The organism is Litorivivens sp., from assembly GCF_041625495.1.
Lineage (GTDB): Bacteria > Pseudomonadota > Gammaproteobacteria > Pseudomonadales > Spongiibacteraceae > Litorivivens.
Genome location: NZ_JBFJTH010000023.1, coordinates 16,947 through 32,564, shown reverse-complemented (window position 1 = coordinate 32,564; position 15,618 = coordinate 16,947). Strand labels below are relative to the sequence as shown.

13 protein-coding genes are annotated in these 15,618 nt (G+C 54.3%); 5 read left to right on the top strand and 8 right to left on the bottom strand.

The window, feature by feature from the left end; translation table 11 throughout:
- The first annotated feature begins 430 nt into the window (after positions 1–430).
- Entirely contained in the window at positions 431–850 is a 420-nt protein-coding gene (locus tag ABYP39_RS04520; RefSeq protein ID WP_372781329.1) for a hypothetical protein, read from the top strand.
- A 41-nt stretch (positions 851–891) separates the two neighbouring features.
- On the opposite strand, the gene ABYP39_RS04515 is transcribed toward ABYP39_RS04520, so the two are convergent.
- The 3 genes from ABYP39_RS04515 to ABYP39_RS04505 all read right to left on the bottom strand — a co-directional run bounded on the left by ABYP39_RS04515 (position 892) and on the right by ABYP39_RS04505 (position 4,032).
- Positions 892–2,133 (bottom strand): MBL fold metallo-hydrolase, encoded by a 1,242-nt coding sequence (locus ABYP39_RS04515; protein WP_372781327.1) that lies wholly within the window; start codon positions 2,131–2,133, stop codon positions 892–894.
- 66 nt (positions 2,134–2,199) lie between these two features.
- Positions 2,200–3,210 (bottom strand): zinc-binding dehydrogenase, encoded by a 1,011-nt coding sequence (locus tag ABYP39_RS04510; RefSeq protein ID WP_372781325.1) that lies wholly within the window; start codon positions 3,208–3,210, stop codon positions 2,200–2,202.
- Between the two features lie 12 nt (positions 3,211–3,222).
- A complete protein-coding gene (locus ABYP39_RS04505) occupies positions 3,223–4,032 on the bottom strand; it encodes an SDR family NAD(P)-dependent oxidoreductase (RefSeq protein ID WP_372749693.1) in 810 nt (269 codons plus the stop codon).
- 293 nt (positions 4,033–4,325) lie between these two features.
- Here ABYP39_RS04505 and ABYP39_RS04500 point away from each other — a divergent pair, with 293 nt between their 5' ends.
- Together ABYP39_RS04500 and ABYP39_RS04495 are read left to right on the top strand one after the other, a co-directional pair.
- Complete coding sequence (locus ABYP39_RS04500) at positions 4,326–5,480, top strand: sulfotransferase (protein ID WP_372781323.1); 1,155 nt, start codon at positions 4,326–4,328, stop codon at positions 5,478–5,480.
- Positions 5,481–5,708: 228 nt separating this feature from the next.
- Positions 5,709–8,222, top strand: a complete 2,514-nt coding sequence (locus tag ABYP39_RS04495) for a TonB-dependent receptor (protein WP_372781321.1) — start codon at positions 5,709–5,711, stop codon at positions 8,220–8,222.
- Between the two features lie 40 nt (positions 8,223–8,262).
- On the opposite strand, the gene ABYP39_RS04490 is transcribed toward ABYP39_RS04495, so the two are convergent.
- The 4 genes from ABYP39_RS04490 to ABYP39_RS04475 are packed head-to-tail and all read right to left on the bottom strand — an operon-like array spanning position 8,263 to position 13,023.
- Positions 8,263–9,036 (bottom strand): sugar phosphate isomerase/epimerase family protein, encoded by a 774-nt coding sequence (locus ABYP39_RS04490; RefSeq protein ID WP_372781319.1) that lies wholly within the window; start codon positions 9,034–9,036, stop codon positions 8,263–8,265.
- Between the two features lie 42 nt (positions 9,037–9,078).
- Positions 9,079–11,466 (bottom strand): TonB-dependent receptor, encoded by a 2,388-nt coding sequence (locus ABYP39_RS04485; RefSeq protein ID WP_372781317.1) that lies wholly within the window; start codon positions 11,464–11,466, stop codon positions 9,079–9,081.
- A 28-nt stretch (positions 11,467–11,494) separates the two neighbouring features.
- On the bottom strand, positions 11,495–11,836 hold the full coding sequence (locus ABYP39_RS04480; protein WP_372781315.1) for a hypothetical protein: 342 nt from the start codon (positions 11,834–11,836) through the stop codon (positions 11,495–11,497).
- Positions 11,833–13,023, bottom strand: a complete 1,191-nt coding sequence (locus ABYP39_RS04475; RefSeq protein ID WP_372781313.1) for an aromatic ring-hydroxylating dioxygenase subunit alpha — start codon at positions 13,021–13,023, stop codon at positions 11,833–11,835. The genes ABYP39_RS04480 and ABYP39_RS04475 overlap by 4 nt, the downstream gene beginning before the upstream one ends.
- 128 nt (positions 13,024–13,151) lie before the next feature.
- Between ABYP39_RS04475 and ABYP39_RS04470 the strand changes: the two genes are divergently transcribed.
- A complete protein-coding gene (locus ABYP39_RS04470) occupies positions 13,152–13,733 on the top strand; it encodes a TetR/AcrR family transcriptional regulator (RefSeq protein WP_372747635.1) in 582 nt (193 codons plus the stop codon).
- Positions 13,734–13,764: 31 nt separating this feature from the next.
- Here the strand turns inward: ABYP39_RS04470 and ABYP39_RS04465 are convergent, their stop codons facing one another.
- Positions 13,765–14,652 carry an IclR family transcriptional regulator gene (locus ABYP39_RS04465; RefSeq protein WP_372758671.1) on the bottom strand — a complete coding sequence of 296 codons (888 nt, stop codon included), beginning with the start codon at positions 14,650–14,652 and terminating at the stop codon, positions 13,765–13,767.
- Between the two features lie 92 nt (positions 14,653–14,744).
- On the opposite strand from ABYP39_RS04465, the gene ABYP39_RS04460 reads away from it, so the two are divergent.
- The gene (locus tag ABYP39_RS04460) at positions 14,745–15,512 is read left to right on the top strand and encodes an SDR family NAD(P)-dependent oxidoreductase (protein WP_372781310.1); all 768 of its coding nucleotides are present in this window, start codon (positions 14,745–14,747) and stop codon (positions 15,510–15,512) included.
- The last annotated feature ends 106 nt before the right edge of the window (positions 15,513–15,618 follow it).

Sequence of the window (15,618 nt, the reverse complement as noted above, 5' to 3'; positions counted from 1 at the left end):
TGGGTATAGCTCTGCCGGGGCGGGAATGATTCAGCAGTTTTCAATCTCATCATCATTGGTTAAGACTATGTTTGTTAACAAACTTCGCCCCAGAAGATTGTTATACAGCGGTTCGTTTTGTTTGTCGTGTCAAGATTCCGAACCACCAGTATAAAGCGGTGGCAACGTATCAGGCGAGTAGTCCAAACAAAACCATAGTGATTTAGTGATGAGATGGCGCAGCGCCGCTTCTGAATGAAATTCATAAATTGCTGGGATGGCGCGATTGGAAGTTGGGAATCTTGATAGGTACAGTAAATTTTAATTGCAACTTTAAGGTTTTGTTTGCAGTTGATTGGCGAAATCTCCTCTTCGATCTCAAATCGTTGGAAAGAAATCGTGTGGCATATAACTATAGTTGATCCTAATTGAAACCACTAGGACTAAGATTATGAAAAACCGATCTTGCGAGCCTTATTGTTGTCGTCGGTTTCGTGGCAATATAATTGTAGACCGAATCATAGTCATTATGATGCTGTTTGCGTTAGTAGGGTGCACCTCGCTTAAGCCGGTTATCCCAGTATCGTATCGCTCAATTCAACAGAATATCGGCGTCGGTGACGAACTGGTTATTACGCTAGTGGATGGTGGCAAACGCATTGAAACCTTTGTGGCAGCGACGCCTGAAGGTCTGTATGTTAAATCTCCTGCCGGGAGTGTCTTCTTCTCGTTCTCTCAAATTCAGAAGATAGAGAAACGAGCTGAAAGTGGTGGGAGCACGGTAGGATATATCCTTTTAGGAACCGCCCTTGGTTTGCTCTTGATCGTTGCAGCAGGTTCAGAGCTTATGCGTGAGCTAGGCTCCGACTGACTCGTCACAGAGAATCGGTGTAAATGCGCCAGCCGGTGATCTCAGTTCGATTCTTCAATGACCTTTTCCACCAGCGAAATTTCAGACTTCAACCACATTACTTCACTGAGGTTGCTGCCACCGGACGCCTCCAGCAGGTGTTCCAGAGCTGCTTTTTTTACTACCAATGCTTCGCGATAGTTTGGTTCGCTGTCCAATGCGATATCCAGCAGGTGCAGGGCTTCCAGTGGTGCCCCGTTGTTCACTTTCTGCCGCGCACGGGTGGCTAGCGCATGAGCACCTCCGGCCAGTTCAGCCAGATCGTTGTGCACGCTGTCGCGTGGCACACCGTAGAGCGAGGTGGTGGAATCGTACATAAACCAGCCAGACAATTCGTGCCAAATGGATTTGACCGCCCAGTTCACCTTGCCGTGGAATTCGCCCAGTCTCAGGTGCTCCGGCAGCGTGATTTCGCGCATCAGCGTATGCACATCTTTCCCCGCATTCATGCCGGCAATGGTCTCGTCGCGAAGGTAGCTGACGGCGTCGTAGAGTTTGTCGAGATCGGTCTGGATTTTAACCTTGCCGCGGATAGGTTCTCCGTGACCTGTGATCAACAACTCGGCGCCGAGCTTGCGTACGGTATCGAGTGATTCCAGAAAACGGCTGGCGAGGCGCGGCTTGTCACCGCGCACCGTGTTAAAGTTAGGCACGGACATGAATACCGGCCCGAACAGATTGCCGGTAAATACGGTTCTGTCATCGGGAAGCCATACCACCATGGCATCTGGGGCTTCGCCGCCGGGGGTGGCGATGGCCTCAAAGCGGCGGCCGCCGTAGTTCAGATCAATGCGCTTTTCAAAGGTTATGTCGGGAACAATATGGGGCACCGGGTCACTGCGGCGTTTGATGGTGCCACCCCAGAGCTTTCCGGACCGGCTCCCCAGATAAGGCTTCAGCACCTCGAAAAACGACTGGGTCTCCGCAAAGCTCTCCTGCGCCACGATTTTGGTGTCAGATTCCTTCAGGGGCGGCACACCGCCAAAATGATCTGCGTGGGCCTGAGTCAGAAATATGGCGTGCAGCGGTCCACTGCGCAACGGTGCTAGCAGTTTCCTATTGCGCTCTGCGCTGCCCATAAAGCCCGCATTAATCAAGATGTCGCCGTCGTCGGTTTTTACCAGGTATAGATTGGAAATATCCTTAACCATATAAATGGTATCGGTGATTTTTTCGGCTTCGGTCTGCTGCTCTCCTGCCTGTACCAGGGCGGCAAGGGCGGGTTTCTGATCTGTGCTGCTCATCGCTGCGCCTGTTGAATAGTCTTTCGTATCGGCCCTCTGTCAACGCGAGAACGTCGACGTGAGAGATTAGTCATTATTGATGTTAATCATTACCTTTGCCGACTGCGGCGTGGCTGCTACTTGCAGTGCCTCGATAATGTCGTCCAGAGGATAGTGGTGGCTGATCATTCCTGCTAGTTTTTCACGCAGCCGCGGCATGGCCGCGACAACCTCTGGCATCTCATCCGGGTAGCCCATGGCTGTAGTAATGGTCATCTCTGTGGTCAACATAGCGCCCAGACTGATCTCCACCGGCTTCATATACGCTGCTGTAATCACCAATCGGGAATGCATTTTGGCCATGCCGATGACGTCGTTGAGTATATTCGGCGCGCCGGCGGCGTCGATGAAAGCGTCGGTGCCTACCGCGTCGCGGGTCAGGGTACGCGCAGCGCCGTGCAGTTTGGTGAGCTCTGCCTTGAGGTCGACGCGAGTGGGATCAAAGGCAGCCTGTGCGCCGAGTGCCAGCGCGCGTTCACGACGCTCGGTGGCCAGATCCAGCGCCACTACGTTGACGCCCTTGTCGACCAGCCACAGCACCATACCCAATCCGATCGGGCCGCAGCCAAACACCACAACATTTTCGCCAGCCGTGGCCTGCGAGCGGTTGACGCCGTGCAGAGCCACAGACAGTGGCTCGGTCAGTGCGGCAATGTCGTAGGGAATCCCGTCAGGTATCGGCAACAGGCTGTCGCCGAGGCGGGCTTCACGCACCAATAGCTGTTCCGTGAAAGCTCCTTCCGGGCCACCACTGCCAATAAAACTTGGAGTCTGCATCGGGTTGATAATAACCCGTTGGCCGATACAGACTCCTTCAACGTCTTCTCCCACGTGAAGGATCTCGCCGGCTGCTTCATGTCCCAGTGCGGTTACACCGTCGGGCTTGCGCATGATGCCGCCCATTTTGATATAGCTCAGATCGCTGCCGCAGATGCCGCAGGCCTTCACTTTGATGATTACGTCATTTTTCCCTGGCTCTGGAACCTCGTAGGGATCGAGCCGCACGTCGTTCACTTCATGAATGTTGAGTACACGCATGACCATGCTCCCTTACAAATTTATCAGCGCCGCACCGTCGATCACAATGGTGTCCCCGGTGTGCCAGCTTGAGGCATCGCTCGCGAGATAGGCCGCGATGCCTTCAAAATCGGCAGCAAAACCAGGGCGGGCAATGGCAGCCTTAGAGGCAAAGAACTTGTCGATATCCGACCATTCTTCAGCGGGCTGGATCGAGCCGTCGTCTCGACCACCGGAAAAACCGGTTTTGATATAACCCGGTGCAATGGTGTTGGCGCGGATGCCGTGCTTTCCTAACTCTGTTGCTATGCTGCGAATCACCGCGCCGATGCCGCCTTTGGCGGCCGAGTAACCGACGATACCGGGAATGCCTTGCAGCATCGACAGGCTGCCGCAAAACACCAGTGAGCCACCGGGCTCACCAGCTTCGGCGCGCTTGACCATCTGTTTTGCGCCTTCCTGGAGCGTGTAAAAGGCACCGTGCATATTGGTGCCGAGAATGGTGTGATATTCCTCGGCGGTGGTGGTGAGAATGGAGTGGGAATTGGGCGGCATGCCGGCGTTGGCAATCACGGTATCAATGCGCCCGTATTCTTTCATAATAGCGTCGAAGCCGGCGATCACAGCGTTTTGGTCAGATACGTCTACCGATTGCGATGATGCCTTAACGCCGTACGTTTTAAGATCTTCAACAGCCTTCGCGTTCTTTTCTTCCGACCGACCCCAGATCACCACGTCGCCGCCCTGCTTGGCGATGCCCCGGGCAAAACCCAGTCCGAGGCCGCTGTTACCGCCAGTAACTAAAGCTACCTTCCCGCTTAGATCAAAAAGTCCCTTTGACATACTGAATTGCTCCCACCGTTATATCGGAAAATCTAGAAGCCTAGTCTTTCTCAGTGAGCGCTTCTGCTCAAGCTGGACTGATATCGAAGTCTGGCCCTGGTAGCGGCGATTGGCCACATTCATCGAGGGTTGGCCAGCAGGTGTTTGAAATAGTTCAATAAGGCTATTCAACTATACAGTGGCCCATTGTCGTCACCGACTTTTATTGCCGCTTGGGTTCGTGCTGAATAGGATTAATGGCGTGCTAGTTAATATTCAGATGACCCAACGAAAGATTGTAATAAGGTGGAGCCATGACACAACCGATGAATGCTGACGCGTTAATAGAAAAGGCCCATCAGGCTACCGGACTGGAAAACTTTGACAGTGACAGCTACCGCGAGGGGCTGGATATTCTTATTAGCGATGCGAACAAGAACGCAATGCCCGAGCGCGGTGTGCAGCGCTTTGAAGAATCAATAGTTCAGGTGCTCGCCAATCGCTTGAAAATTACAGATTATCTCGCCAAGCGCCCAGAGTTACTTGATCGCCCCATCAAAAATCCGGTGTTTGTGTTCGGTGTGCCACGCACCGGCACGACTCTACTCAGTAACTTGCTTGCAGCAGACCCCGCGCGACGCTCCCCGCTAACCTGGGAGATTGACGATCCGGTGCCGCCGGCGACATCTAAAACCTTGTACACCGATCCTCGTGCTGTGGAACGGCTTAAAATGGAAAAGGAGTTACTGGCCGCCGCTCCTGAAATGGGGAAGTACTATCGTAGTTCTGCGATCTACCCGAATGAATGCGTGTACTTTATGGCCCATGATTTCAAGACACTAATGCTGGAATCGCGCGGCAAGCTACCAAACTATCGGGACTGGTTGTTGGAACAGACGGATATGACTTCCGCCTATCAATACCACAAAAAGTTCCTACAGGTATTGCAGGCTGAGGCTCCGGGCACCTGGAACCTAAAAATGCCGTCCCATGCGCTATGGCTGGAAACGCTGCTTAACGTTTACCCGGATGCCAAACTTATCTGGACCCATCGCGACCCGCTTACCGCCACCGGTTCATTCTGCAGCCTCATTTCATTGGCTCATCTGGGCTTTATGGGACGGACTGACAAAGATTGGGTGCGGGAAAATTGCACCTATCAGGCAAAGCTTCACGCCGACCGTATCATGGACTTCCGTGACAGGTTTGGCGAAGAACGCGTCATTGATGTCCATTACTCGCAGCTGATGCGTGAGCCTTTGGAGACGATGAAGGCGCTCTATAGGGCACTGGGGGATGAATTCACGGCGGGCGCCGAACAGGGAATGCAGAACTGGATTGACGATAACCCGCAGGACAAATTCGGCAAGCACGAATACAAACTAGCCGAATTTGACCTGACACCGAAGGATGTGGAATCTCTCTTTGAACGTTATCTGGCACGTTACGACGTGGAGCGGGAAGGTTAATGATGCGTGCCGTGCCTGAGTTTGACGATGGCGTCCTTCAGGCCTGGGTAAAAGGGTTTTTGACGGGCTTTTGGTGCGTGAAGAGTATTTCCTTAACGCATTGTTTTATATGAAATAAAACGATTTTTTGCAGTTTTTGGCTTTTGCATGTTAGCCGGGTTTTTACCTCTTTTTTCAATATAGGTCTACACTCTTGTTAAGGTAGTTTCTTATCAAAGGAAGCCCATAATGAAAAGTGTACGTTCTCTGGCGCGCCCGGCTGCTGTTTTTCTGACATTTTCGACGCTGACGGCTGTGCCATCCTTTGCGCAACAGTCGTCCCGAATACTAGAAGAAGTTATTGTTACTGCGACCAAGCGTGAGCAGGCGATTAACGATATTCCGGTGGCAGTCTCCGCCTATACCAGCACGCAAATGGAACAGTCGGGAATCCGGGATGTTAGTGAGCTTACTGCAATCTCGCCGTTTATCAGTTTCGGCAGCACCGAAAGTTCCGCGAGCGGCAATCTCAGTATTCGCGGGATCGGCACACTGGGTACAGATCCCGGTCTGGAATCTTCTGTGGGCGTCTTTATCGATGGGGTTTACCGGAATCGCTCCGGCGTTGCGATCGACGAGCTTGGGGAGGTTGAGCGCGTTGAGGTGTTGCGTGGCCCCCAAGGTTCACTCTTTGGCAGAAATACTTCGGCAGGTCTAATACACGTCATTACCAAAAAACCCAACATGGAAGAGTTTGAAGGGTATGGCGAGCTGACGGTGGGAAACTATGATCTGATGCAGTTTGGTGGCGCAGTCTCTGCTCCGATCATAGAAGATACTCTTGCCGGGCGATTGGACATGGTGGTGACGGAGCGCGACGGATACCTGGAGGATATAAACAGTAGCGACACTTATAACGATCGCGACCGGTATATGCTGCGGGGCCAGTTCCTCTGGCATGCAAGCGATGCAGTCACAGCCCGATTTATTATGGATTACAGCGAGCGAAGCGAATTGTGTTGTGGGGCACCGAGTTCGCAAAAAGGTAATCCGCTCGAAGATGTAACCAACTTCCCTAATACTCGCGGCGACCGAGGGCTCGATAGTGATGCAGACCCTTACGACGGTTATATCGCGGTAACGTCCGGCCGGGAACAAACGGAGGAGATGGAACAGGCGGGATTCTCGGCAGAAGTAAGCTGGGATCTGGAAAAATCACAGCTAACCTCGATCACTGCGTATCGCGAGTGGGAGATCGTTCTTGAGGGCGACGTTGATTTCAGCGGCGCGGATCTCTTGTTTTATGAAGAAGGAAGCCCTCGCTCGCAAAAGTTTGAGACTTTCACGCAGGAACTTCGCTGGCAGGGTGTCTGGGACGGTGGCAGCTGGCTGGTTGGTTTCTTCTATGCCGACGAGGTGCTTAGCGGCGAATTTAATCCGCGCTATGGGGCGGATATGAATGCTTACGCACAGCGTTATGTCAATGGTGCCATCCCCTCGGTGCCCAATGCTTATCAGGCAGCAACGACCTATCCGCAAGGCCCAGTGCCAAGTGGTAGTGGCGCACAGGCGCAGTTTATTAGTGGCGAGGGTATTGCCGATGAGAGCGAGCAGAACAGCGAGAGCATCGCGATCTTTACCCAGGAAGATTTTGACCTGGCTGATAATCTCGTATTAACCGTAGGCGCCCGGTATACGCGTGAAGAAAAAGACATCACTATCGATAGTGTCAATCGTTTCAGCGCCATCGGCAGTGGTCCTGGCGGTGGTGGTGGTAATCCGTGCGCTGCCGCTGCAGCCAACGCGGCGACGGCTGCAGCGACAGGAGCGCCTGCAGCAACGCAGGCTTTTTATAACGGTGCGCGCGACATTGTGTGTGGTATTGCTGCAATCACCGGGCCTTTGATTACGCCGGCGCGATATAAATCTGATCGCAAGGATACGGAATTGACCGGTACTGTAAAACTCGCCTATACCGCTGAAGACGATACCTTGTACTTCATTAACGTTGCGCGCGGTTTCAAAGGCGGCGGTTTTAACCAGACCCGGCTTAGCCTTCTGCCACTTAACAGTTCAGGCGATTCATTGGAGTTTGATGCGGAAAAAGCCGATACCATAGAACTTGGTATGAAAACCTATTTGCTGGACAGAACGCTGTCACTTAACGGCACACTGTTCTACTCGCAATTTGAGGATTACCAGTTGGGTCAGTTTGACGGCATCACACTGAAGACCTTCAGTATTGATCAGATTGATTCCGAAGGTGTTGAGATAGAGAGTCTCTGGCGTGCAACCGAGGGACTAACGGTTACCGGTGCCGTGGTATACACCAACAATACTTATCCAAGCGATTCCAATATCGACGCGGTAGCGCCCACAACAGATGGTAACAAGCGCGCTGGTGCCCGGTTGAGCAAGGAATGGGCGGCAACGGCGGGTGTGACCTATACGGCACCGCTGAGCGACAAGCTGATCTTCATCGCCCATCTGGATGCACGTTACACCGGTGATTACCTTTCAAATTCATCACTCGACAAGGATTTCGAGGAAGGTGGCTATACTGTCGTTAACGGCAGGCTAAGTGTCGCAGACAGCGGCAGGAATTGGGTGGTAGAAGCCTGGGCAAGAAACCTGACTGATACTGAATATGCGCCAATCCAGTTCGACCCCCCGCCTATTCAGGGACGTGGCGGCAATGGACGCATTGGTGATTTTATCGGTGAGCCCCGTACTTTCGGCATCACAGCAAGAAGGAATTTCTAGTCGCCATTCATACTGAGATCGGTGCCCCAGGGCCCTGATCTCAGTTAAGTGTTTTCAGGTAGTCTAGCCCTTGTTCGATTCGCGCACGTGCAGGGTCGTTCTGGTTATGGGGAGATTCAATTTCAAGTACGCAGGATTCGGGAGCCGCTGCTATTATCTGCGCAAGCGGGAAAATCCTGTCGCCTGGCAGTCCCCGTTGGCTAGCCGCCTCTTCGATATACTCCGTCGTTACTGCCATGCTGGCACTGTCGCATAGCTGCACTGTTGTGATCCGCTGCGGCGAAACTGCCGGCAAATCAGCCGCTGTTCCGCCACTGCGGATCAGGTGCAGCACATCGACGGTGATGCCGAGATTGGGCGCGTCTATATCGTCGAGAAGGTGGTCGGCTTCTCGCAGATTGCGCGCAATTGGAGCGAACGGCATGAACTCCAGGGCAATGTTTAAGCCTAGTTCTGCAGCGATTTCGCTCAGGCGCTGCAGATTGTCTTTACCCCGGTTCCGGTCGGCGTCGAAAATTATCGCCGTGGCGCTGCGGGCGCCGAGCTCAGCGCCACGTGCAAGATCTGCGCGAAATGTCTTTATGTCGGATGTGGGCGTAAGCATAAAGGCGTCGATGTTGATCAGAGCGACGCCGGTATCTCGCAGCTGTTTGCCCACCGCACGGGCGTTGTCGCTACGGACACAGGGGAAGTGGTCACCCTGGGAATCGGTAAACAGCGACACTGCCTCGCCACCGGCTCGAGCTACGGTATCGATAAAATCTTTTGGTGACAGCGCTGCGGCGGTCAAATGGTGAACGCTAATGGGATGCATGTGCGGGTTCCTGTGTTTTGGCAGAGGGTGCTACCCATGGAGTCAATTTCCCCAGCGATAGGCGAGCGACAGACCGAATGTGCGATCCGCGCTGGCGGGAACAAAGCCCACGTAGTCGCGGCGGTCGTTCACCAGGCTCAACGGGGTGATCACGGCGAGATAGGATGTGTCGGACAGGTTCTTTACGTATAGGGCAGCCTCGAATTTTGCTCCGGCGCCTAGCCAGCCTGCTCGTAAATCCCACAATTGGTATGCATCCTCTATAGCGCCCGGATGCTGTTCGTTGGAAAACTGCACCTGGCTTTGATAGCGGCCGCTTAGCTGGCCGTACAGCGACTGACCACCGGCAAAGTAGTGGTCATAACGTGTGGACAGTGTCGCGCTGTGTTCCGGGGCGTTCGCAAGCGAACCGCCGCTGACATCCTGCTCGTCACAGCTACCGTCTCCGTCCACATCGCGCCCGCCGGCTTCGCCGGGTTGCTGGCCGTAGAAGCACTGGGTAATGAACTCTTCAAAGATGGCTTCGTTGTAAAGGTAGGTACCCGTGATGGTCCATTCCGGGGCGGGTTTATACTGAAACTCAAGCTCAATTCCGCTGGTTTTCAATTCTCCAGCGTTGTCTAGGCGAAAGGCGACAACGGAGGTGGCATCAGTCAGATCCCGAACCTGTGCCTGGAAATCCTCGAAAGTGGTCAGGAAAGCGGTCAGGTTGAGGCTCAGGCGATTGTCGAGCCAGCGGGTTTTGGCGCCGATTTCATAAGATAGTGCCTTTTCTGGATCCACCGGGTTTCGCAGTGCGTTGGCGGCGTCATCTGCAATCACATCGAAAGCGGCGCCGCGGTAACCGCTGGTAATTGAAGCGTAAATATTGTGGTCGTCGCTGAGGTTGTGCAGTACTGACAGTTTGCCGGTGGCGGTGGTGTCCGAGACGGTTGCGGAGGAGAGGGGGAAAGACTCTTCAATCAACGCAGCGCCACTGTTTGTATGAGACAGTCGCGATGCGTTAGACAACTTAACATCGACCTGCTCGTCAATGTATCGCCCGCCCAGTGTCAGGTGCCAGTCGTCGGCCAAATGCCACGTCGCTTCGGCAAAAATGCCCAGATTTTTCGTGGTGACCGTCGAGTTTCGCCAGGCTTCTGCACTGAGTCCGTCGTTGCCGTCGATGCCGGCGAGCAGTCCCTGCGGCAGCAGCTGACCGGTAGCTGGCACTGCATTGCCAACGGCAAATTGTGCGGGGAGATCCTGAAGATCGCGATAAAAATCCTCACTAATATCGTTGTCGAACCAGAGCGCGCCTGCGGTATATTCGAGCGTGTCGCTGTGGGTGGATAGTATGCGCAGTTCCTGAGTGATCGTTTTCAGATCGTAACGACTGAGGTTGGTGACCAGATCAGTGCGCTTTCCGTCCAGTGCGGCAATGCTCTGGCCGCTGTAGTAGGTTGCCTGGCGATGGCCGGTCAGTGAAGTGATTACGTGATTGTCGAGTTCCCAGTCGAGCGACAGGGAGCTGGCATTACCGCGGCTGTCGGAACGGTTATTGCCTAGTGTTCTGACCTGAATATTCTCGCGGCTGGGTTCGATGGTTTCCATGCGTTCGCGCAGTTGCGGGTTGGCAGAAATCCAGGGTACGGCAGCGCTATCGCCTTTGCGTTGCACAAATTCGAGATTCCAGCGTGCTTCTAATCGCTCGCTCAGACGCCAAAGTAGCTTGCTGCGCACGCCGAATTGGCGGGAGTCCGGGTTGTGATTGTCCTGTTCGATGTCCTCGTAGTGGCCGGCCTGTTCCTTGTAAAAGCCGGTCAGCCGCAGGGCGCTTGTGTCGGTGAGGGCGCCACTGCCGGTGAGCTGTATTTTGGAAAAATTGCCGGCGAATGTTTCGGGTTGCTCATAGCTATAGCGTAGGCGTGCTTCGAAGTCGTCGGATGGGTCGCGGGTTAGCACGTGAATGAGCCCTGCAGAGGCGTTCTTGCCAAACAAAGTGCCCTGCGGACCTCGCAGAATTTCGATGCGCTCTATGTCGACGAAATCAAAATTTGCCAGGCTGTTGCGCGCCAGCACAACGCCGTCCAGCATCACCGACACATTGGGTTCAATGGCAATGCTGAAAACGTTTGTGCCTATGCCGCGCATGTTGATCGACCCTGCATTGGTGTTGCCGTCGGGAGTGAGACGTACCGCTGGCATGACCTTGGTGAGATCTTCAATGGTATTAACTTCGGCATCCTCGAGCATTTCCCGCCCGACCGCGGTTACTGCCAGCGGTACATCCTGCAGGCGCTGCTCGCGTTTCTGCGCTGTCACGATAACCTCTTCCAAAGCGGCACTGCGACCGCTCCCGGCATCGTAGGCGAGCGCGAAGGGTTGAAGGAAGCCTGTGCTGAGTAGGCTGCCAATAAAAAATCTTTCCAGTGAAAATCCCTTTGTCATTGTTATCTCTCGGTATCGGTCAGATGGGCTATAGATCAGCGACGGCACGGGTGATGGTCATATGACGGCGCAATGTCCCTTGGGCATCTTCGTCAGGCCCTTGCACTTCAATTGCCAGTGCAATATGGGCAAAGCTGAGCAGCATTTTCATCAGACAGTGTTCCTGTTCGTTGAAGTCGCGGGGCGCTTTGTTGTCCAGGTAAGCAAGGGCCTCGTGTAGCAGGGGATTTACCGCGTTGTAGAAGGCCTCTCTTTCCTGCGGATTTGCGTTGAGGCGGCAGCCGGCACGTTCGGCGGCTGTGTTTGCAGCCCAGTACTGTGAAAAGGGTTCCAAAATCGCAAAGGGCTTGGGCAGATATTGTGTGCTCATGCTGATTGCTCCTGCTGGTAGGCAGTCACGTAGCGTTCGACCTGGGTGTAGAGGTGCCTGCACAGCACTTCCTGAGACTGGAAATGGATGTGCTTCAGTGCGCCGCTGTCGAGCCCCCGTTGTCCGGCTTCGATAACGCTGCGATCCTCGGCGTGGATGTCCATCGCCGTGGCGGTGTTGTATTCGCGGGAAAAGCGCTGGGTTGCACTCTGGTCTTCGCCCGCCCAGTAGATTCTGATAACTCCACGTGATTTGTTCGGCGCAATGGGCATGATGCAGTGTGTGAACGGCTGGGTCGGTGAGCCGAGTGCGAAGAAATTGGGGAAAAGCGCATAGTACTGCTTGGCGTTTTCGATGTTCACGACGCCGGAAGCCAGTGCAAACTCCACCGCTTTACCCATCGCAAATCCTTGTGTTGGCTTGGGCTGAAAGCCTGGATTGTGCCAGATGGTCTGGGTGCGATGGGGATCCTCAAATCCGTATTTCACCGGGTAGCCGAAGGGGTTGTCGGGGCCGGAGGCTGCTTCGCCCGAGCGGGGGTGGATAAACCGCAGATGGTAATTCTCTTGGAAATTGTCGTAAGACAGTTTCCAGTTGGCATCTATTTCGTAGACATATTCGGAGAAGTGAGTGGCGTGTGCCACCGTGAGGGTCTCCAGTTCGGCCGCGAGCGGGCCCAGATATTCCTGCAGAGATTGGGTGGGAGTAGGGTCGAGATTGATAAAAATAAGCTGGGCGCATACTGCAATCGATACCTTTGGCAATGAGCATTGCGACTTGTCTGTGTAGAAACGCTCAAAATCCGGGGCGGCGCGCAGGTCGCCTTTATCGGTGAAGGTCCAGGCGTGATAGGGGCAGGTAAAGGTTGCGGCCGTTCCGTCCTTTTGAGAGACCAGCTGCGTTCCACGGTGTGTGCAGACGTTATGAAAGGCACGTACTTGATCGTCCTTGCCGCGCGTTATGAGTATTGAGGCATTGGCAATGTCGACTTCGCGCACTATGAAACTGCCAGCTTCCGGTAACTCGGACATATGCCCAATCTGAAGCCAGGTTCGCTTGAAAATGGCTTCGCGCTCGAGCGCGAAGAAGTCAGGGCAGTAGTAGGGCTTGGCCGGAATGGGATCGGTACCGAGGGCGAGTTCTTCCTCAGGTGGCATGGTCGCTTTTTTATTGGTCTGGCTGGACATGGGTGTTCTCGCTAGATGGTGACGAAATCCAAAATTACGACATGGGTGTCGTAATTGCAACACATGTGTTGTAAATGTGTTCGAGGCTGATAAGCTGGCGGGGTCAGATAGATGGCTATGGAGTAACGATGTCGAAGGAATTACCTCAACGAAATCGGGGGTTTGAAGAAACCCACAGTGATCTGCTGGAAACTGCGGTAAAACTGATTTCGGAAAAGGGCATAGAAGCCCTGTCGATGGCCGAGCTGGCGCGGGCGGCGGGTATTAATCGCACTACGGTGTATTACCACTTCAAGGGGCGCGATGAGCTGATACGTGAGGTCAAGTGCTGGTCATCGGAAAAGCTTGCGGAGGCCTTTAATACCGGCCGCAGCCAGCAGGAGCGCATCGATTTTATTACCCGGTTTGTGCTCGAAAACCCGCAGCTTATCAAGTTGTGGATCGATGATCTGGTGAGCGAGGGGGATATTCGGGACTGTTATCCCAACTGGGACAAGCTGGTAAACGGGATCAGCGAGCATTTCCGCCAGAGTGGTGAAGGAGACGGTGATGCCGAAGTTTACAGTGTGATTATGCTGACCAGTGCGATTATAGGTCCCCATGTATTTCGGCACCGCGTCGAGCGTGATGAAAATATCGACTCCGTAGTTGAGCGTTTTCGCGTCGAGCGCCAGCGATTACTGAAAGCGGTGTCACTGCTGCGCATATAAATTGCCAACAACGCTGAATGGCATGATTTGATCATCGAGGCATCCGGCCGTGGGTTTCACTGGTGATCAGGGCAGTCATGGCTCGCAGTCTGTCGACGTAGCGTTTTAATTCAGTGGCGGACGTGTTCGCAGGAATGCCGCTGAGTGAAATCTCCAGCGCTACTTCGCCATTAGATGCAAATACGGGGGCAGCGAGGAAACTGATCTCGCGGTTTCCCAGGTCACTCAAGTCGAGTAGTTGAATCTCATCGCTATCGAGTTCGCTGATATAGCTGTGCATACGTTGCCAGTATTCGGTATCGCGATAGTTGCTGGCGTGTTTGTGTATGGCTTGACGCAATACCTCCATACCCGGCCCCATGGCGGCAATGGCATATCCGCGTTCGCGAATTGCGGCCATTGCTTTGAGCAGGCAGTCGCGCATTTGATGGCTGATGCCGCCGCTGGCCTTGTCAAAATAGGCTTCTATTTTGTCTTGTGTGGCCCAGGCCACATGGCACAACGCAAAGGGGGGGATAAACGGACGGCGCTCGCCGACACGACTTAATTCCTCCAACGTTTGCGGCATCCCTTCTTTGGCGACAAACAGCATCTCGTCTTCAACAATGGTGGTGGCGATGCAGCGTACGTGCAATTGATCGGCGAGTTTGAGCATTTCCCGACGCGCGATATCAACCGCTCGATGCCTTTCCAGTGCTGCCTGCCCAATGGCTACTAGTGCCAACCCCAAGGAGTAGGTTTTGTGCTTGGGATGGCGCGACAGGTAGCGGGCCTCGGTCAGGGCGTTTAACACGCGGTGGGCCGAGCCGTGACTGAGCGCCAGCTGTTCTGCCAACTCTGTCAGGGTGAAGGCTTCCGTTGGGTGGGCGGCGAGAAAGTTGATTACGTCGATGGCGCGTGTATTTGAGCTACTGGCCAAGCGTGTTTGCTCCCTAGGGTACGTGACAGTATTTGACAACGCTGTTGATTATCGCAATGATGTTTCCAGTTATCAAACACAAAAGTCCATATATGGAAAAGACAGACGTTTTGGGTCTCGCTGGCAAGCTTGCTCTGGTAACGGGTGGCGCCAGCGGTATCGGCGCCGGCATTACGGAAGCTTTGGCATGTGTCGGCGCGCACGTGATTATCGCCGACCGCAATCGTGAGGCAGCCAATGCAGAGGCGGACAGGTTGACAGCCGAGGGCCATAAGGTCAGCGCGATCTATTTAGATCTCAGTGATGAGCGTTCCATTGCCGCCGGCTGCGACAAGGTAATCGCCGACCACGGCGCACCGTGGCTCCTGGTAAACAATGCCGGCGTGCAAGACCGGGAAAGCTTTCTGGAGGGGACAGTTCAAGAATGGGACCGCATGCATGCGGTTAACGCGCGTGGACCATTTCTGCTTACCCGAAATATGGCCAAGGCCATGGTGGCCCAGGGCCGCGGCGGCCGTATCGTGAATGTGGCGTCAGCGGCGTTGACCGGCAGTATTGTGCGAGGCCTGGTGGCCTACACGGCATCAAAAGGTGCACTGGCTGGCTTGAGCAGGGCAACGGCCTTTGAGCTGGCCGAATACGGCATTACGGTCAACACAGTATTGCCCGGAGGTGTTCCTACGCCGGGTGCGATTGCTGCCAAGGGGCCGGTGCCGGAAGGGCCGGCACGGCGCGCGGTGCCCTTGGGTATGTGCTCGGCTGACGATATTGCCGGCGCGGTGGTGTACTTCGCGTCGGCACTGGCAAGCAAGGTCACCAATCAGACGCTCGCCGTAGACGGTGGGTTTTCTGTTACCTGAAAACGAGATTAATGATGATTGAAGACCGTATCGCATTAAGTGAAGTCCGACTGATAGTGGGATTTCTGCCACCTGTAACTGCCGCTGACTGACCCGGAATGACCGG